This is a genomic window from Pseudomonas fuscovaginae SE-1, assembly GCF_000364705.1.
GTDB classification, from domain to species: Bacteria; Pseudomonadota; Gammaproteobacteria; order Pseudomonadales; family Pseudomonadaceae; genus Aquipseudomonas; species Aquipseudomonas fuscovaginae_A.
In genome coordinates this window covers 1-15,821 of the sequence record NZ_AQOH01000397.1, presented here as the reverse complement: position 1 = coordinate 15,821, position 15,821 = coordinate 1, and the positions used below count along the sequence as shown (strand labels likewise).

Annotated in this window: 13 protein-coding genes and 1 pseudogene; 8 read left to right on the top strand and 6 right to left on the bottom strand. The window is 63.0% G+C overall.

Annotated features, from left to right (window positions below):
- Nucleotides 1-23: 23 nt before the first annotated feature.
- Nucleotides 24-524, bottom strand: coding sequence for an MgtC/SapB family protein (locus K675_RS0130015; protein WP_017907141.1), 501 nt, complete (start codon nucleotides 522-524; stop codon nucleotides 24-26).
- Nucleotides 525-668: 144 nt separating this feature from the next.
- Here K675_RS0130015 and K675_RS0130010 point away from each other — a divergent pair, with 144 nt between their 5' ends.
- The 3 genes from K675_RS0130010 (at nucleotide 669) to mapR (ending at nucleotide 4,117) form a co-directional block, all read left to right on the top strand.
- Nucleotides 669-908: a DUF3203 family protein gene (locus K675_RS0130010; RefSeq protein ID WP_017907140.1), complete on the top strand. Its 240-nt coding sequence runs from the start codon at nucleotides 669-671 to the stop codon at nucleotides 906-908.
- 207 nt (nucleotides 909-1,115) lie between these two features.
- Nucleotides 1,116-2,531: a cytochrome c oxidase accessory protein CcoG gene (gene ccoG / locus K675_RS0130005; RefSeq protein WP_017907139.1), complete on the top strand. Its 1,416-nt coding sequence runs from the start codon at nucleotides 1,116-1,118 to the stop codon at nucleotides 2,529-2,531.
- A 176-nt stretch (nucleotides 2,532-2,707) separates the two neighbouring features.
- A complete protein-coding gene (gene mapR, locus K675_RS0130000) occupies nucleotides 2,708-4,117 on the top strand; it encodes a GntR family transcriptional regulator MpaR (protein WP_017907138.1) in 1,410 nt (469 codons plus the stop codon).
- 75 nt (nucleotides 4,118-4,192) lie between these two features.
- Here mapR and K675_RS0129995 read toward each other — a convergent pair whose 3' ends face one another.
- Nucleotides 4,193-4,939, bottom strand: coding sequence for an SDR family oxidoreductase (locus tag K675_RS0129995; RefSeq protein ID WP_017907137.1), 747 nt, complete (start codon nucleotides 4,937-4,939; stop codon nucleotides 4,193-4,195).
- A gap of 128 nt (nucleotides 4,940-5,067) precedes the next feature.
- A pseudogene (locus K675_RS32720) lies at nucleotides 5,068-5,283 on the bottom strand (MFS transporter); the annotation flags it as partial.
- Between the two features lie 452 nt (nucleotides 5,284-5,735).
- On the opposite strand from K675_RS32720, the gene K675_RS0129985 reads away from it, so the two are divergent.
- Genes K675_RS0129985 through K675_RS0129975 form a run of 3 tightly spaced genes read left to right on the top strand, consistent with a single transcriptional unit; the run spans nucleotide 5,736 to nucleotide 8,302 of the window.
- Nucleotides 5,736-6,728 (top strand): aliphatic sulfonate ABC transporter substrate-binding protein, encoded by a 993-nt coding sequence (locus K675_RS0129985; protein ID WP_017907136.1) that lies wholly within the window; start codon nucleotides 5,736-5,738, stop codon nucleotides 6,726-6,728.
- Nucleotides 6,729-6,746: 18 nt separating this feature from the next.
- A complete protein-coding gene (locus K675_RS0129980; RefSeq protein WP_017907135.1) occupies nucleotides 6,747-7,586 on the top strand; it encodes an ABC transporter permease in 840 nt (279 codons plus the stop codon).
- A 2-nt stretch (nucleotides 7,587-7,588) separates the two neighbouring features.
- Entirely contained in the window at nucleotides 7,589-8,302 is a 714-nt protein-coding gene (locus K675_RS0129975) for an ABC transporter ATP-binding protein (RefSeq protein ID WP_017907134.1), read from the top strand.
- Between the two features lie 19 nt (nucleotides 8,303-8,321).
- On the opposite strand, the gene K675_RS0129970 is transcribed toward K675_RS0129975, so the two are convergent.
- The gene (locus K675_RS0129970; RefSeq protein ID WP_017907133.1) at nucleotides 8,322-9,965 is read right to left on the bottom strand and encodes an acetolactate synthase large subunit; all 1,644 of its coding nucleotides are present in this window, start codon (nucleotides 9,963-9,965) and stop codon (nucleotides 8,322-8,324) included.
- A 259-nt stretch (nucleotides 9,966-10,224) separates the two neighbouring features.
- Nucleotides 10,225-11,397: a DUF1624 domain-containing protein gene (locus tag K675_RS0129965; protein ID WP_051070784.1), complete on the bottom strand. Its 1,173-nt coding sequence runs from the start codon at nucleotides 11,395-11,397 to the stop codon at nucleotides 10,225-10,227.
- 281 nt (nucleotides 11,398-11,678) lie between these two features.
- Between K675_RS0129965 and mrdA the strand changes: the two genes are divergently transcribed.
- Nucleotides 11,679-13,571, top strand: coding sequence for a penicillin-binding protein 2 (gene mrdA / locus K675_RS0129960; RefSeq protein WP_017907131.1), 1,893 nt, complete (start codon nucleotides 11,679-11,681; stop codon nucleotides 13,569-13,571).
- A 546-nt stretch (nucleotides 13,572-14,117) separates the two neighbouring features.
- Nucleotides 14,118-14,927 (top strand): hypothetical protein, encoded by an 810-nt coding sequence (locus K675_RS0129955; protein ID WP_017907130.1) that lies wholly within the window; start codon nucleotides 14,118-14,120, stop codon nucleotides 14,925-14,927.
- Here K675_RS0129955 and K675_RS32715 read toward each other — a convergent pair.
- Nucleotides 14,903-15,076, bottom strand: a complete 174-nt coding sequence (locus tag K675_RS32715) for a hypothetical protein (RefSeq protein WP_017907129.1) — start codon at nucleotides 15,074-15,076, stop codon at nucleotides 14,903-14,905. The genes K675_RS0129955 and K675_RS32715 overlap by 25 nt on opposite strands.
- Nucleotides 15,077-15,821 lie beyond the last annotated feature (745 nt).

The window sequence follows — 15,821 nt, the reverse complement described above, 5'->3', positions numbered from 1 at the left end:
CTCCTACAAGGTCAGGCGGGCATTCAGGACGGGTTCTTTTCCAGCAGCCGCACGATCTTCGGCATCAGGCTGAACACCGCCAACGCCAGCACCGTACTGAGCACCGCCGTTGCCTCGCGGCCCAGCCCCGCCGCCACCCCGATGGCGGCAGTCATCCATAATCCCGCAGCGGTGGTCAGGCCCTTGACATGCTGACCCGCTTCGTCGGCATGGCCCTTGAGGATCGTGCCGGCCCCCAGGAAGCCGATGCCGGCAATCACGCCCTGGACCACCCGGCTCATCGCATCGGCCTGTGCGCCGGATACCTGCGGCACCAGGACGAACAACGCCGCCCCCAAGGCCACCAGCATGTGCGTACGCACACCTGCGGCCTTGCCCTTCTGCTCGCGCTCGAAGCCGAGCACGCCGCCCAGCAGCGCGGCGATCAGCAGGCGCAAGGTGATGCGCGTCACCTCCCGTACATCACCTATATCGGCGAATTCGGCTTGCAAGGTTATCCAGACGGTGTGCCACCAGGCGTCCATGTCCACAGTATCTCTCTGGGTTCGACAAACGGTGGACAGCGGCACGCCGCCCTCGGTTCGCCCCACGACCGCTAATCGGCGGCATCGAACGATGGCCGGCAGCGACACCCTAAATCCTGTCAGCCCGAGAAAAAGGAGCACACCATGCCCGTGCACATTGATCGATCCACTCAGACCTGCACGCTGCAGGAAAACGACATCCGTGTCAGCGGCCCGGCCAGGGACGTGAAAATCACCACCGACGACGCCAGAAGCATGTCCCGCGCCGAACTCGACGGCCGGGAAATCTGGATCACCGAGGCCGAGGCCGACGCCCTGACCGTCGCCGGGGCGTTCGACGGCCGCCACCATGTGAAGGCCACGTCGAGTGATTCGGTGATTTGATTGACCCGTGTCAGCCTGCTCGCCCAGCTCCTGTGCCAGGCGCGGGTGGGCTTGGCCCGGCGCGGGTCGCGCCGGGTATGGCAAGTTGTCGCAGGGGCGTCGCCCGGCGCACCTGATCCGCTTTTTAATCAAATACCTGAGTCTGTTATGCAAACAGTTCGCTCGGCATAGTGTCCAGGCCTGATGGAGGCTGACGAGCGACAGATCATGAGCGAAAGAATCCCCGTCCAGTTAGTTGACACCTTCGAGCCTTCGCGCCCCGACAAGATGAAGGCCAAGTCCAGCGACAACCTGATTCACACCCGCAGTTTCACCGGCCTGTTCCGCAGCCTGCGCATCAGCGGCGCGGGCTTCCTGTTCCTGCTGTTCTTCGGCACCGTCTGGTTGAACTGGGGCGGCCGCCAGGCCGTGCTCTGGGACCTGGCCAACAGCAAGTTCCATATCTTCGGCGCGACCTTCTGGCCGCAGGATTTCATCCTGCTTTCGGCGCTGCTGATCATCTGCGCCTTCGGCCTGTTCGCCATCACCGTGTTCGCCGGCCGCGTCTGGTGCGGCTACACCTGCCCGCAAAGTTCCTGGACCTGGCTGTTCATGTGGTGCGAGAAAGTCACCGAAGGCGAGCGCAACCAGCGTATCAAGCTGCAGGCCGCGCCCTGGGGACCGAACAAGCTGGCCCGGCGCGCCGCCAAGCACACCCTGTGGCTGGCGATCAGCCTGATCACCGGGCTGACCTTCGTCGGCTACTTCACGCCGATCCGCCCGTTGGTGCAGGAGCTGGTGAGCCTGCAACTGGGCGGCGTCAGCCTGTTCTGGGTGCTGTTCTTCACCGGCGCCACCTACATCAATGCCGGCTGGCTGCGCGAAGCGGTGTGCATGCACATGTGCCCCTATGCGCGCTTCCAGAGCGTGATGTTCGACAAGGACACGCTGACCATCTCCTACGACGCCGCGCGCGGCGAGAACCGCGGCCCGCGCAAGCGCGAAGTGGCGCCGGCCAGCGTCGGACTCGGCGACTGCATCGACTGCCGGATGTGCGTGCAGGTCTGCCCCACCGGCATCGACATCCGCGACGGCCTGCAAATGGAATGCATCGGCTGCGCCGCCTGCATCGACGCCTGCGACTCGATCATGGACAAGATGAACTACGCCCGCGGCCTGATCCGCTACACGTCGGAGCATCAGTTGCAGGGTGGCAAGACCCACCTGCTGCGACCGCGCCTGATCGGCTACAGCGCCGTGCTGCTGATCATGATCGGCACACTGGCGGTGGCGCTGGTGCAGCGGCCGATGGTGTCGCTGGACGTCAGCAAGGACCGTGGCCTGTTCCGCGAGAACAGCCTGGGGCAGATCGAGAACATCTATAGCCTCAAGGTCATCAACAAGACCCAGCAGCGCCAGCAGTACCGCCTGGAACTGATCGACGGCGAGGGTTTCCAGTTGCAGGGCCGTACCGAACTGAGCCTGGCGGCCGGCGAGATCGCCGACTTCCCGGTATCGGTGGCGATGACCGCCGAGCGTGCGAAGAGCAGTTCCCAAGAGCTTGCCTTCCGGCTGGTCGACATCGATGAGCCAAGTGTCCACAGCGTGGCAAACAGCCGTTTCGTCGCGCCGATGAACCGTTGATGACATAGAATCCCGGCACTGTAGGAGCTGGCTCGCTGGCGATAGCGATCTGCCCGTTGGCACTGCCTGATCTGACACACCGCTATCGCCAGCAAGCCCGCTCCTACAGCAAGCGGGGCTCCCTCAAGTGCCAGAACATCTGCTTTGCGTGCCCGTATCCAATGAGCCAAGTCACCATGAAACGCTACGAAAAATTCGCCGACGACATCGCCGAACTGATCCGCTCCGGGGTCCTCGGCCCCGGCCAGCGAGTGCCGTCGGTCCGCTACGCCAGTCAGACCTACGGCGTCAGCCCGTCCACGGTGTTCCAGGCCTACTACCTGCTGGAACGCCGTGGACTGATCCGAGCCCGGCCGCGCTCGGGGTACTTCGTCAACACCCATGCGCCGAGCCCGTTCTCGGAGCCGGTGATCAGCAGCCAGGTGCACGAATCCACCGAGGTCGACGTCAGCGAACTGGTGTTCTCGGTGCTCGACTCGATCAAGGACCCCACCACCGTGCCCTTCGGCTCGGCCTTCCCCAGCCCGACGCTGTTCCCGCTGCAACGCCTGGCCCGCTCGCTGGCCAGCGCCAGCCGCGAGATGGACCCACGCATGGTGGTCACCGACCTGTCGCCGGGCAACCCGCAACTGCGTCGGCAGATCGCCCTGCGCTACATGGTCGGCGGGCTGATGCTGCCCATGGAGGAACTGCTGATCACCAACGGCGCGCTGGAGGCCCTGAACCTGTGCCTGCAGGCCGTGACCGAACCCGGCGACCTGGTGGCCATCGAGGCCCCGGCGTTCTACGCCTGCCTGCAGGTGCTGGAACGCCTGAAGCTCAAGGCCGTGGAGATCCCCGTGCATCCGCGCGACGGTATCGACCTCGGCGTGCTGGCGCAGAACCTGGAAAAGCACCCGATCAAGGCCGTGTGGTGCATGACCAGTTTCCAGAACCCCATGGGCGCGACCATGCCCGAGGCGAAAAAACAGGCGCTGGTGGAACTGCTGCGCGAGCACCAGGTGCCGCTGATCGAGGACGATGTCTACGCCGAGCTGTACTACGGGCAGCAGGCGCCCAAGCCGGCCAAGGCCTTCGATAGCGAGGGGCTGGTGATGCACTGCGGCTCGTTCGCCAAGAGCCTGGCCCCCGGCTATCGCATCGGCTGGGTCGCGGCCGGGCGCTATGCGCAGAAGATCGAACGGCTGAAGCTGATGACCTCGCTGTGCGCCTCGATGCCGGCCCAGGCGGCCATCGCCGACTACCTGCAGCACGGTGGCTACGATCGTCACCTGCGGCGTCTGCGCTATGCGCTGGAGGAACAGCAGAGCGCGATGCTCGCGGCGATCGCCCGCTACTTCCCGGCGCAGACCCGGGTCAGCCAACCGGCCGGTGGGTATTTCCTCTGGCTGGAGTTGCCGGAGCAGATGGACTCGTTGAAGCTGTTCCAGATGGCGTTGGCCCAGGGCATCAGCATTGCACCGGGGCCGATCTTCTCGCCGGCGCGGCGCTTTCGCAACTGCATTCGCCTCAATTACGGGAGCCCGTGGAACGAGGCGGCGGAAAAGGCCATGGAGACGTTGGGGCGGATCGTGCGTTCCTTCTGAATCCACCCTGCTGGGGATGAATGCGATCCCCCCGGCTCCCACAAGGGCGGTGCGCAGCAGATGGATTGATTAGGCTCAGCGCCCGCCCGCCAGGTCGAGGAAAGTCCCGGTGGTGTACGAGGCCTTGTCCGACAGCAACCAGATAATGCCCTCGGCCACCTCCTCGGCACGCCCGCCCCGCCCCATGGGAATCCCCGGTTCCAGCTTGCTGACGCGATCAGGATCGCCGCTCAGCGCATGAAACTCGGTGAAGATGAACCCGGGACGCACGGCATTCACCCGGATGCCCTCCCCCGCCAGTTCCTTCGACAGGCCCAGGGTAAAGGTGTCGAGCGCGCCCTTGGAGGCCGCGTAGTCGACATACTCGTTCGCCGAACCGAGCCGCGCCGCCGCCGACGACACGTTGACGATACTGCCGCCCTGCCCGCCATGGCGCGGCGACATGCGCAACACCGCATGCTTGGCACAGAGCATCGGCCCCAGCACGTTGGTCTTCAGGGTCCGCAGCATACGAAACTCGGACATCTCGTCGACCCGCGACTTGTGCCCCACCGTCCCGGCATTGTTCACCAGTGCGGTGACCGGCCCGAGCTCGGCGTCGACCCGCTGGAACAGGTGGACCACCCCGTCTTCGTCGCTGACATCGGCACGCACCGTGATCGCCTGGGCCCCCAGCGCGCGCGCCTGTTCCTGCACCCGATGGGCCGCGTCTTCGTCCCGCAGGTAATTGATGCAGATGCGATAGCCCTGCTGTGCCGCCAACAACGCCGTCGCCGCGCCGATACCACGGCTGCCACCGGTGATGACGATGACTTTCTCCATTGCACCCTTCCCCCGTCGCCTGGTCACTCTGAACCGCCAGAATAACCGCGGGAGGAGGCGCTTGTGTAGCCGTCGAACGCGCTCACGGCAGCTCGCCGCTCACCGTGGTCGCGGTGACCAAGGCCGCAGAAAGCCGCCAGGGCCAGGCCACTGAGCATCGAGAACAGCAACAGCATGCGCACCACGCCATAACGGTCGGCGACCCGCCCGCCCAAAGGACTGAGGAACATTTCCGAAACATAGCGCAAGGCCATGAGCCCCCCGGCGATGATCACCGCATTGCCACCAAGCACGACACTGGCTTGCAGCGACAGGCCGAAGATGAACAGCCCATCCAGCGCCAGGATTGTCGCCGCACGGCGGGAGGCGGAATCGGTCGAGTGGGCGGCCACGGTGGACATGGGGGACGGATCTTCGCGCGGGAGAACAAGCCCGTCAGCATGCCGGGTCGAAACGGCCAGCAGCAACACTTTTTGAAACATTTTTGTCATGTTGCTGGAGCAACAGCGATTCAACAGAGTGCCTGCAAACGAACAGCGGCGCTCCTCCGGTGGGTGATTCCATGGTTTGGCGCAAGGCTGTCGGATCTCTGGCAAGCCACGCTCCTAAAGGTTTTGATCGTATGCACCCCTTATGTACGACACAAAATCCGTAGGAGCGTGGCTTGCCCGCAAAGAGGCCCAACAGCCTTGCCCACAACTGGCACAGAGCCTGCATTATTCCTTTTAAGCAGCTAACTGGCATCTTGACTGCTTAATTAAGAATAAGCCTTGCAGCCCTCTCCCTGGAGCATCCAATGAAAGCCCTCAATCCGATCACCCAGGCCGCCCGTCTGCTGGCCGCCGCCGCAGCGCTGGTACTCGGCCTGCAACCGCTGGCCCAGGCCGCCGAAACCACACCGGCCGAGATCAAGCTGGACTACGCCTACTACTCGCCCGTGAGCCTGGCGCTGCGGCACTTTGGCTGGCTGGAAAAAGCCTTGCCCCAGACCCGGGTCACCTGGGTCCTGAGCCAGGGCAGCAACCGTTCCCTGGAATACCTCAATAGCGGCGGTGTCGATTTCGGCTCCTCCGCCAGCCTCGCCGCCGTGCTAAGCCGGGCCAACGGCAGCCCGATCAAGTCGGTGTATGTCTACAGCCGGGCTGAATGGACCGCGCTGCTGGTGCGCAAGGACTCACCCTACAAGAGCCTGGCCGACCTCAAGGGCAAGAAGATCGCCGCCACCAAGGGCACCGACCCGTACCTGTTCACCCTGCGCGCCCTGCAGCAGGCCGGCCTGGGCAAGAACGACGTGGAACTGGTGCACCTGCAACACCCGGATGGCCGCACCGCCCTGGAAAAAGGCGACGTCGACGCCTGGGCCGGACTCGACCCGCACATGGCCGCCAGCGAACTCCAGGCCGGCTCGCGCCTGCTCTACCGCAACCCCAACTTCAACAGCTACGGAGTGATCAGCGTCACCGAGAAGTTTGCCCAGGAGCATCCGCAGACCATCGAAACCGTGCTCGGTGCCTACGAAAAAGCCCGAGCGTGGGCTCTGCACAACCCTGACGAACTGGCCGGCCTGCTGGCCAAGGAGTCCGGTCTGCCGCTGGATGTCGCCAAGCTGCAACTGTCGCGCACCGACCTGAACAACCCCCGCCTCGGCCCACAGGACCTGGTGGCGTCGAAAGCCGCCGCACCGATCCTGGTGTCCGAGGAACTGGTGCGTCGCGGGGTGAACGTCGACCAGGTGATCGATCAGTTGATCGACAGCCGTTTCAACCCTGTCGCGGTCGCCCACCCGTAACCGCCGCCTGGAGCGCCCATGAACGCCAAGAGCAAAGCCCTGCCTGCCACCCTGGACACGCCTGCGCCGACGGCCGACACACCATCGGCCTGGCCACGGCGACTCAAGGGACTGCTGCTGCCGGTGCTGATCATCGCCCTGCTGGAGACAGTGGTTCGCCTCGGCTGGGTGCCCGCCTACCAGATGCCGGCACCCAGCGACATCCTCCTGACCCTGCGCGACCTCGGTGAAGGGGCGCTGTGGAAGCACATCGGCGCCAGCCTGCTGCGAGTGCTCAGCGGCTTCGCCATCGGCACCGGCCTGGCCCTGGTGTTCGCCGCCTGGGTCGGCCTGAGCCGGGAAGCCGAGGCCTACCTGGAGCCGACGTTCGCCGGCCTGCGCTCGATCCCGAGCCTGGCCTGGGTGCCCTTGCTGCTGTTGTGGCTGGGCATCGACGAGACCTCGAAAATCGTCCTGATCGCCATCGGTGCGTTTTTCCCGGTGTACCTCAACGGCGTCGCGGCGATCCGCAACATCGACCGCAAGCTGGTCGAGGTCGGGCAGATGCTCGGTTTCAGCCGCTACCGGCTGGTGCGCCGCATCCTGCTGCCAGCCGCCCTGCCCGGCCTGTTCACCGGCCTGCGCAGTGGCATGAGCCTGGCCTGGATGTTTCTGGTCGCGGCCGAGCTGATCGCCGCGACCAAGGGCCTGGGCTACCTGCTCAGCGACGGCCGGGAAACCTCGCGGCCGGATATCGTGCTGGCGGCGATCATCGTCCTGGCGCTGCTCGGCAAACTCAGCGACGGCCTGCTGGCCGGCCTGGAAAAACGTTTACTGGCCTGGCGCGACACGTTCTCCGGCCAGGGTCGGGAGTCTTGAACATGAGCGAATCGCTGCTGGACCTCCATGTCGAACGCAAGGCGTTTGCCCAGACCACGGTGCTCAGGCAGGTCAGCCTGCAACTGCACGCCGGGGAAGCCGTCAGCCTGCTGGGCCCCAGCGGCTGCGGCAAGAGCACGCTGCTGCGGATCGTCGCCGGGTTGGAAAAGGACTTCGAAGGCGAACTGAAACACACCACCGCGCCCATTGCCTTCGTCTTCCAGGAACCGCGCCTGATGCCCTGGCTGACCGTGGAGCAGAACATCGGTTTCAGCGAGGACGCGCACTACGACCGCGCCTGGGTCACGCAACTGATCGAGGAAGTCGGACTGGCCGGTTTCGCCCAGGCGTTGCCCAAGGCGCTGTCCGGCGGCATGGCGCAACGGGTGGCGATTGCCCGCGGGCTGTATTCGAAACCGAAGGTATTGTTGCTGGACGAGCCATTCAGCGCGGTGGACGCCTTTACCCGCATGAAGCTGCAGGACTTGCTCCTGCAACTGGCCCAGCGGCATGGCATCGCCCTGCTGCTGGTCACTCACGATGTCGACGAGGCGCTATACCTCAGCGACCGGGTGCTGGTGATGGATAACCGCCCCAGCCGCATTCGCCAGACCCTGGCGGTCGACCTGCCACATCCACGCGATCGTCGCGATCCGCGGCTGGCCGACCTCAAGGCCCTGTCGCTGACCGAGCTGCACCTGGCTCATGTGATCTGAGTGCAGCCCGGCTCTGGGTTTAAACCAGCAGGGCGCGACGCTTGAGCTCGCTGTTGAGAATGAAGTCATTCTCCGAGTAGTCGACCGGGCAGTCGATCACGTGCACGCCCGGGGTCTTGATGCAGTGCTCGAGCAACGGCAGCAGGCCTTCGGCGCTTTCCACCCGGTGACCGTTGGCACCATAGGCTTCGGCGTACTTGACGAAATCCGGGTTGCCGTAGTCCAGGCCGAAATCGGTGAAGCCCATGTTCGCCTGCTTCCAGCGGATCATCCCGTAGCCGTCGTCGCGCAGGATCACCACGGTGATGTGCATGCCCAGGCGCACGGCCGTTTCCAGCTCCTGGCTGTTCATCATGAAACCGCCGTCGCCGCAGACCGAGATCACCGGGCGATCCGGGTGCACCAGGTGCGCCGCCATCGCCGACGGCAGGCCGGCGCCCATGGTCGCCAGGGCGTTGTCCAGCAGCACGGTGTTGGGCTTGTGCGCCTTGTAGTTGCGGGCGAACCAGATCTTGTAGATGCCGTTGTCCAGGGCAACGATGCCTTCGGACGGCAGCACGCGACGGATGTCGGCGACCAGGCGTTGCGGGTAGACCGGGAAACGGTTGTCGTCGGCGCCTTCGGCGATCTGCGCCTCGTTGGCCTCGCGAATCGCCATCAGGCGGCTGAAGTCCCAGTGCGGGTTGTCGCCCAGGGCTTCGCCGATCTGCCAGACGGCATTGGCGATGTCGCCGATCACTTCGATCTGCGGGAAGTACACGGCGTCGACTTCGGCGGAGCGGAAGTTGATGTGGATGACTTCGGTACCGCCACGGACCATGAAGAATGGCGGCTTCTCGATCACGTCGTGGCCGATGTTGACGATCAGGTCGGCGGCCTCGACCGCGCGGTGCACGAAGTCACCGGAGGACAGGGCGGCGTTGCCGAGGAAGCGCGGATGACGCTCGTCGACCACGCCCTTGCCCATCTGGGTGGTGATGAACGGGATGCCGGTCTGGTCGATCAGTTGCTTGAGGACCTTGGCGGTCATCTTGCGGTTGGCGCCGGCGCCGATCACCAGGATCGGGCTGCGGGCCTTCTGCAGTTTTTCCACGGCAGCCTCGACCGCCTTGTGCTCGGCCAGCGGACGGCGGTGCAGGCTCGGCGGGATCGGCATCGAGTCGGTCTGCTCGGCGGCGATGTCTTCCGGCAGTTCCAGGTGCACCGCGCCCGGCTTCTCTTCTTCGGCCAGGCGGAAGGCTTCGCGCATGCGCGCCGGAATGTTGTCGGCCGAGGCGAACTGGTGGGTGTACTTGGTGATCGGGTCCATCATGCCGCAGACGTCGATGATCTGGAACCGGCCCTGCTTGGACTTCTTGATCGGCTTCTGGCCGGTGATCATCATCATCGGCATGCCGCCCAGGTAGGCGTAGGCGCTGGCGGTCACCAGGTTGGTGGCACCGGGGCCGAGGGTCGACAGGCTGACGCCGGTCTTGCCGGTCAGGCGGCCATAGGTGGCGGCCATGAAGCCGGCGGACTGTTCATGACGGGTCAGGACCAGCTTGATCGGCGACTTGCGCAGGGACTCCAGCAGGTCGAGGTTTTCCTCGCCGGGAATGCCGAACACATACTCGACACCTTCGTTTTCCAGGCATTGCACAACGACATCGGCGGCCTTGGCCATTGATCTACCTCAATCTCGATAAGCGCTTTCGCGCGTCTTGCAGTTGTTGTCAGGGGACGGACCCGGTTTTTCACGCAGGCGGTGCCACAGTAACATCGCTCCGGCCACTGCGGACCAACGCAGAGCGCACAAAACCTTCGACTTTGCGCCGTTCGACGAAGTCACGGACAAAGGCCGCCGCGGCCTTGCGACGAATGGGCGCAGCCATGGCCTGGCGAATCGACGTGAAGGCCCTCGCTGACACCTCAAGACACGAGAATCAAAGGTACTTGAGCCAGGCGATATCCCGCCGCCGCTGCTTGAGCCGGGCGAACCAGCGCGTCGGGAAGAACAGGACGAGGCCCAGCAGCACACTCAGCAGCCAGATGCTGGACAGTTGAGTGAACGCATAGACCTCGTCCTCGGTCGCGCCCCACAGGGCGAACGCCGGCAGGTACATCGCCTTCAGCACATACAGGTGCAGGAGGTAGAAGAACATCGGCGCCCCGCCATAGATCGCCAGGATGGCCACCGCCCTGCTCTGCCGCAGCTTCTCGAACAGCGCCAGCAGCAACAGGCCGACACCCAGGGTCGGCAGCAGGAACATCAGCGACGGTGGGTACTTCCTGGCACTCAGGAAGCTCATCAACGTGCGCAGGCTGTCGCCGGTGTGCACCCAGGGCGCGTCACCGTAGACATTCAGGTAGCGGATCGACACGAAGGCCAGCAGCAGGCCGCCGCCCAGTTTCAGCAGGCGCGCACGCCGCACCGCCGATTCGACACTGCCGGCGAACCATGGGCCGATACTCCAGCCGAGCAGGATCACGCCGATCCAGGGCAGCACCGGGTAGGTGGTCCGGGCACGGGTGTACTCGGTGAGCTGGATGAACACCTTCTGGTGCAACATCGACCAGGGGATGAAGTACGGCGACTCCGGCCCCAGCACCACGCCATCGAGCAGGTTGTGGCCAGCAACGATCACCAGCCCGAGCAACACCAGCCAGGCCCGCCGCAGGTGCAGCAGGCCGGCCAGCACGATCATGCAGATGCCGATGCACCAGATCACCTGCAGCCACAGGGTCTTGGGTGGAAACTCGCCGTTCCAGGCGAAGCAGACCAGGGTCAGTTCCAGCAGCACCAGGAAGATCCCGCGCTTGAGCAGGAACATCGAGGTATCCCGGGCGCTGTGTTTCTGGCTGTAGAGAAAGGCCGACAGACCGGTCAGGAAGATGAACACCGGCGCACAGAGGGTGGCGAGCAAACGGGTGAAAAACAGGTCTGGCGCGACCGTCAACGCATCGATCGGATCGCTGACCTGGCGATGCATGAAAAAAGTTTCACGAACATGGTCGACCACCATGCACAGCATGACAAAGCCACGCAACGCATCGATGGCGCAGAGACGAAGGTTGGGGCCAGCCGATGAGGCGAGCGGCCCGGAAATGGGCGTCATATCGATAACTTACGGAGAGGGATGAGGCGGCAGAATCTAAATTCGATACGATATAACATCAACAATAGAAATATCTGGAAACATTTGTACCGCGATGTCGTCGAAGGGATTGCGGGCTCTCACCACCCGACCTCCCCGCCTTTTGGCGGATGCCGCGCCAATAAAGCCCCTGAATCCGGTGCTTCTTGCTATCTTGTGCGCCGATTTAATAGCCAGCTATGCATTTTCTCTATTAGCCGCCACTTTCATAGTCAATTTTCTTTGCACGAGACAGGTTCCGCATGTCCGATCCCATTCATCTCAAGGATCACGAGACCGAAAAACGCCTGGTCAACAAGCGCCTGATCGCCTGCGGGCTGCTGGTGCTGGGCCTGGCCGGCGCCCTGGTGGGCCGCCTGTACTTCCTCCAGGTCGTCGAGTTCAGCTACAACTCCACCGTTTCGGAGAACAACCGCGTTCATGTCCTGCCGATCCCACCGGAGCGCGGGATCATCTACGACCGCAACGGTGAAGTGCTGGCCGACAACCAGCCGAGCTTCAACATGACCCTGACCCGCGAACGCGCCGGCAATGTCGCCCAGGTGCTGGATACGGTGATGAGCGTGCTCAACCTGCCGGAAGAAGACCGCACGGTGTTCGCCAAGGCGCTCAAGCAGTCGCGTCACCCGTTCGAACCGGTGACCCTGCTCTACGAACTGACCGAGCAGCAGATCGCCCTGCTGGCGGTGAACGAGTTCAAGCTGCCGGGGATCGAGGTCGAGCCGCAGTTCGTCCGCCATTATCCGCTGGGCGACCACTTCGCCCACTCGGTGGGCTATGTAGGGCGGATCAACGAGAAGGAAATCAAGCAACTCGACCCGGTGGAGTATCGCGGCACCCAATCGATCGGCAAGACGGGCATCGAGCGTTTCTACGAAAGCGAACTGCACGGCCACGTCGGCTACGAGGAAGTCGAGACCAACGCCCAGGGCCGGATCATGCGCGTGCTCAGGCACACCGATCCGATTCCCGGCAAGAACATCGTCCTGAGCCTGGACATCAAGCTGCAGGAAGCCGCCGAGAACGCCCTGGGCGACCGCCGTGGTTCGGTGGTGGCGATCGATCCGAAGACCGGCGAAGTGCTGGCGATGGTCAGCAAGCCGAGCTTCGACCCCAACCTGTTCGTCACCGGCATCCGCGCCAAGGACTATTCGGCCCTGCGCGACTCCATCGACCGCCCGCTGTTCAACCGCGCGTTGCGCGGGCTCTATGCGCCGGGCTCGACGATCAAGCCGGAAGTGGCGATCGCCGGCCTCGACAGCGGCGTGATCTCGCCGACGACGCGGGTGTTCGACCCCGGTTATTTCCAGCTGCCGAACGTCGACCACAAGTACCGCAACTGGAACCACAGCGGTGACGGCTGGGTCGACCTGAACGCGGCGATCATGCGCTCCAACGACACCTACTTCTATGACCTGGCCAACAAGCTCGGCATCGACCGCCTGCACGAGTACCTGGACAAGTTCGGCCTCGGCCAAAAGGTCTCTCTGGACATGTTCGAGGAATCCCCCGGCCTGATGCCCTCACGCGAGTGGAAACGCGCGACACGCCGCCAGGCCTGGTTCCCCGGCGAAACGGTGATCCTCGGCATCGGCCAGGGTTATATGCAGGTCACCCCGCTGCAACTGGCCCAGGCCACCACGCTGATCGCCAACAAGGGCGTGTGGAACCGTCCGCACCTGGCAAAGACAGTCGGCCAGGTGGCACCCGTGGACGAGCATCCGATCCCGAACCTGGTCCTGCGCGATTCGCGCGAATGGGAGCAGGTCAACTACGCCATGCAGCTGGTGATGCACGACCCGCGCGGTATCGCCCGGGCGGCGGCGCAAGGTGCGCAATACCGGATCGCCGGCAAGAGTGGTACCGCGCAGGTGGTGGCGATCAAGCAGGGCGAGCGCTACGACCGCCTGAAGACCGCCGAGCGTCACCGCGACAACGCCCTGTTCGTTGGCTTCGCCCCGGCGGAAGACCCGCAGATCGTGATTTCGGTGATGATCGAGAACGGCGAGGCCGGTGGCCGGGTCGCCGGCCCGGTGGTGCGCGAGATCCTTGACGCCTGGCTGCTGGACAAGGATGGCAAGCTCAAGCCGCAGTATGCGCACCCGCTCAAGACGCATGAGGACCCGAAGGTCTGAGGCCATCAGGGCTGTTCTGTAGAAGCAGTCCCTGTAGGAGCCAGCAAGCTGGCACCTACAGGGTTGGTGGCTTTGCCAGAATCGCTCTGACGACGATATTTCATTTGGAAATATCTCTGGAACAAGACATCGGTGGGCGCTGACGCCTCTCCGAGCGCCAACTCGCTGGAACACGGCGCCATTGCTGGGCGGCCCCTCGCTCAGGACGATCCAGTGAGCCACTCATGCCAGCCCGACTCAAACCCAGCCTTGCCATCCTGTTGTGCGCCCTGTTGCCAGGCCTGAATCCTGTCTACGCTGCGAACGAGGACGCGGATGCCATCAAGATGCCGCCTGCCTCCATGAATGAACGTGGACTCAATGTGTCCGTGGATAACGGGCGGCCTGTGACCCTGCAACTGACGGTATTGACGCCCAACGGCCCTGGCCCGTTTCCCTTGGCGGTCATGAACCACGGTTCCGATGGCGACAAGAAGCCCAGGGACATTCGCTCCGTCATCCACTACATGACGGCCCGGCCCTACCATCGACGGTCAACGCATCGTCGTGGCAGGCCAGAGCTTCGGAGACTTCAACACCTTGGCCCTCGGTGCGCTCGACGTCCCCAACGTCAAGGAACTGATCAACTTAGCAGGCGGCCTCAAGGAGTCCGATTGCCCGATTTCGGAACACAGCATGGCCGAGGCGGCGGCTTATGACGGCGAACATACCCGCATTCCGTCCATCTGGTTTTATGGCAGCAATGACAAGGTGTTTTCCGAGCAGGCCTGGCGCACCGAGTACGCCAGGTACACCGCTGCTGGGGGCGAAGCCGAATTGGTAGCATATGGCAACTTCATGGACAACTCGCACAACCTGCTGGGTTTTCCAGAGGGGCTGGCGATCTGGGCGCTCAAGGTCGATGCCTTTCTGACCCGTGTGGGGCGGCTTGCCCAACTGGTCCAACCCGAGTACCTGCCAATACCCGTCCCGCCGCCCAGCCAGTACGCCGCTGTCGAGAATGTGGACGCGGTGCCCTATCTCAACGATCGGAGCCGAAAATCCTACCAGCAGTTCCTGACAAGAACGCCGCCGCGCGTCTTACTCATTGCAGGAGATGGCAGCACGATCTCAACTGACGGCGGTTTTGACCCGCTAGGCAGGGGACTGGCTGAATGTCGAAAAGTCGGCAGGATCTGCCGTCCCTATGCCGTCGACAATGACGTGGTCTGGGTCAGGCCCACGCAGATTCCCCCTCCCACGCACTTTGCGGCACTGGAGGACGCGACGGCCATTCCTACGCGGTCAAGGATGACGTTGTCTGGTCGAAGCAGTGAGCCGCACGCCGGGACTCAGGCCGTATTCCCACGCCGATAAAACGCCAACACCCCACCCAGCGTCATCGACAACCCGCCGGTCACCCGGTTGAACGCTCGCAGGTGACCGCCCTGCAAACGGCTGAGCAGCCACGCCCCGCACAGGGCGTAGAACAGCATGATGCTGACATTGAGCAGCGTCAGCACCACGACCAGTGTGACGTGCTATGGCAGAAATACCTTGTGAACATTCCAGATATTGGAAAGCCATAGGGCTGTGTAGTGTGCCGTGATACCCCATCACTTTAAGCGTATACCTCCCCAGATACTCCTCAAGAACGTCCCGTCCATCACCTGATGACTAACGCACCCTCTTTATACTGAGGGAAATTTCTTACAAAAAAACATTCATCTGCTTGTTTTTTATACCCACGCCTGTTCAACCCGACAAAAACCATCAGCTCGAACAAGAAAACATTAGAGAAAATTCCCACAGATTTAAACAACATAATTGCACCATCATCCCACAAGATCTATAGCTATTAACGCCACCGTTTTATACCCCGTGGCAAACCCAAAATCCTATTCGGAGAAAAAAAATGAACAATATCGATAGTTTCGGAGATATGGTCTTTAGTTACAAAAACCAGTCGGGTTTCGATAGAAGCCCTCAAGCAAATAATGGAGGCTCTGGCGGACAAGGTGGGTGCGGCGGTTCTGGTGGCTGTGGAGGCGGAGGTGGATGTAATGGGGGAAGTGGGGGGAGCGGCGGCTCAGGTGGAAACCATCTATCCAACTCTGAAAGAGCGTTAGAGGAAACTCAAGAATAAATATTTACCCAATAGCAAAGGCTGTCAGGCAGGAGCAATTCCAAACAGCCTTTGCACATCCCTCACAACCTAGCGCGAGAATTAAAAAAATGAACCTGCACATAAATAACTACGAGATACTCAAC

Excerpts from the sequence above, each read along its gene's own strand:
- mrdA (WP_017907131.1), top strand. The coding sequence starts at position 11,679 with ATGTCCGATCCCATTCATCTCAAGGATCACGAGACCGAAAAACGCCTG.
- K675_RS0129995 (WP_017907137.1), bottom strand. The coding sequence starts at position 4,939 with ATGGAGAAAGTCATCGTCATCACCGGTGGCAGCCGTGGTATCGGCGCG.
- K675_RS0129975 (WP_017907134.1), top strand. The coding sequence starts at position 7,589 with ATGAGCGAATCGCTGCTGGACCTCCATGTCGAACGCAAGGCGTTTGCC.
- mapR (WP_017907138.1), top strand. The coding sequence starts at position 2,708 with ATGAAACGCTACGAAAAATTCGCCGACGACATCGCCGAACTGATCCGC.
- K675_RS0129970 (WP_017907133.1), bottom strand. The coding sequence starts at position 9,965 with ATGGCCAAGGCCGCCGATGTCGTTGTGCAATGCCTGGAAAACGAAGGT.
- K675_RS0130010 (WP_017907140.1), top strand. The coding sequence starts at position 669 with ATGCCCGTGCACATTGATCGATCCACTCAGACCTGCACGCTGCAGGAA.
- ccoG (WP_017907139.1), top strand. The coding sequence starts at position 1,116 with ATGAGCGAAAGAATCCCCGTCCAGTTAGTTGACACCTTCGAGCCTTCG.
- K675_RS0129980 (WP_017907135.1), top strand. The coding sequence starts at position 6,747 with ATGAACGCCAAGAGCAAAGCCCTGCCTGCCACCCTGGACACGCCTGCG.
- K675_RS0129965 (WP_051070784.1), bottom strand. The coding sequence starts at position 11,397 with ATGACGCCCATTTCCGGGCCGCTCGCCTCATCGGCTGGCCCCAACCTT.
- K675_RS0130015 (WP_017907141.1), bottom strand. The coding sequence starts at position 524 with ATGGACGCCTGGTGGCACACCGTCTGGATAACCTTGCAAGCCGAATTC.
- K675_RS0129985 (WP_017907136.1), top strand. The coding sequence starts at position 5,736 with ATGAAAGCCCTCAATCCGATCACCCAGGCCGCCCGTCTGCTGGCCGCC.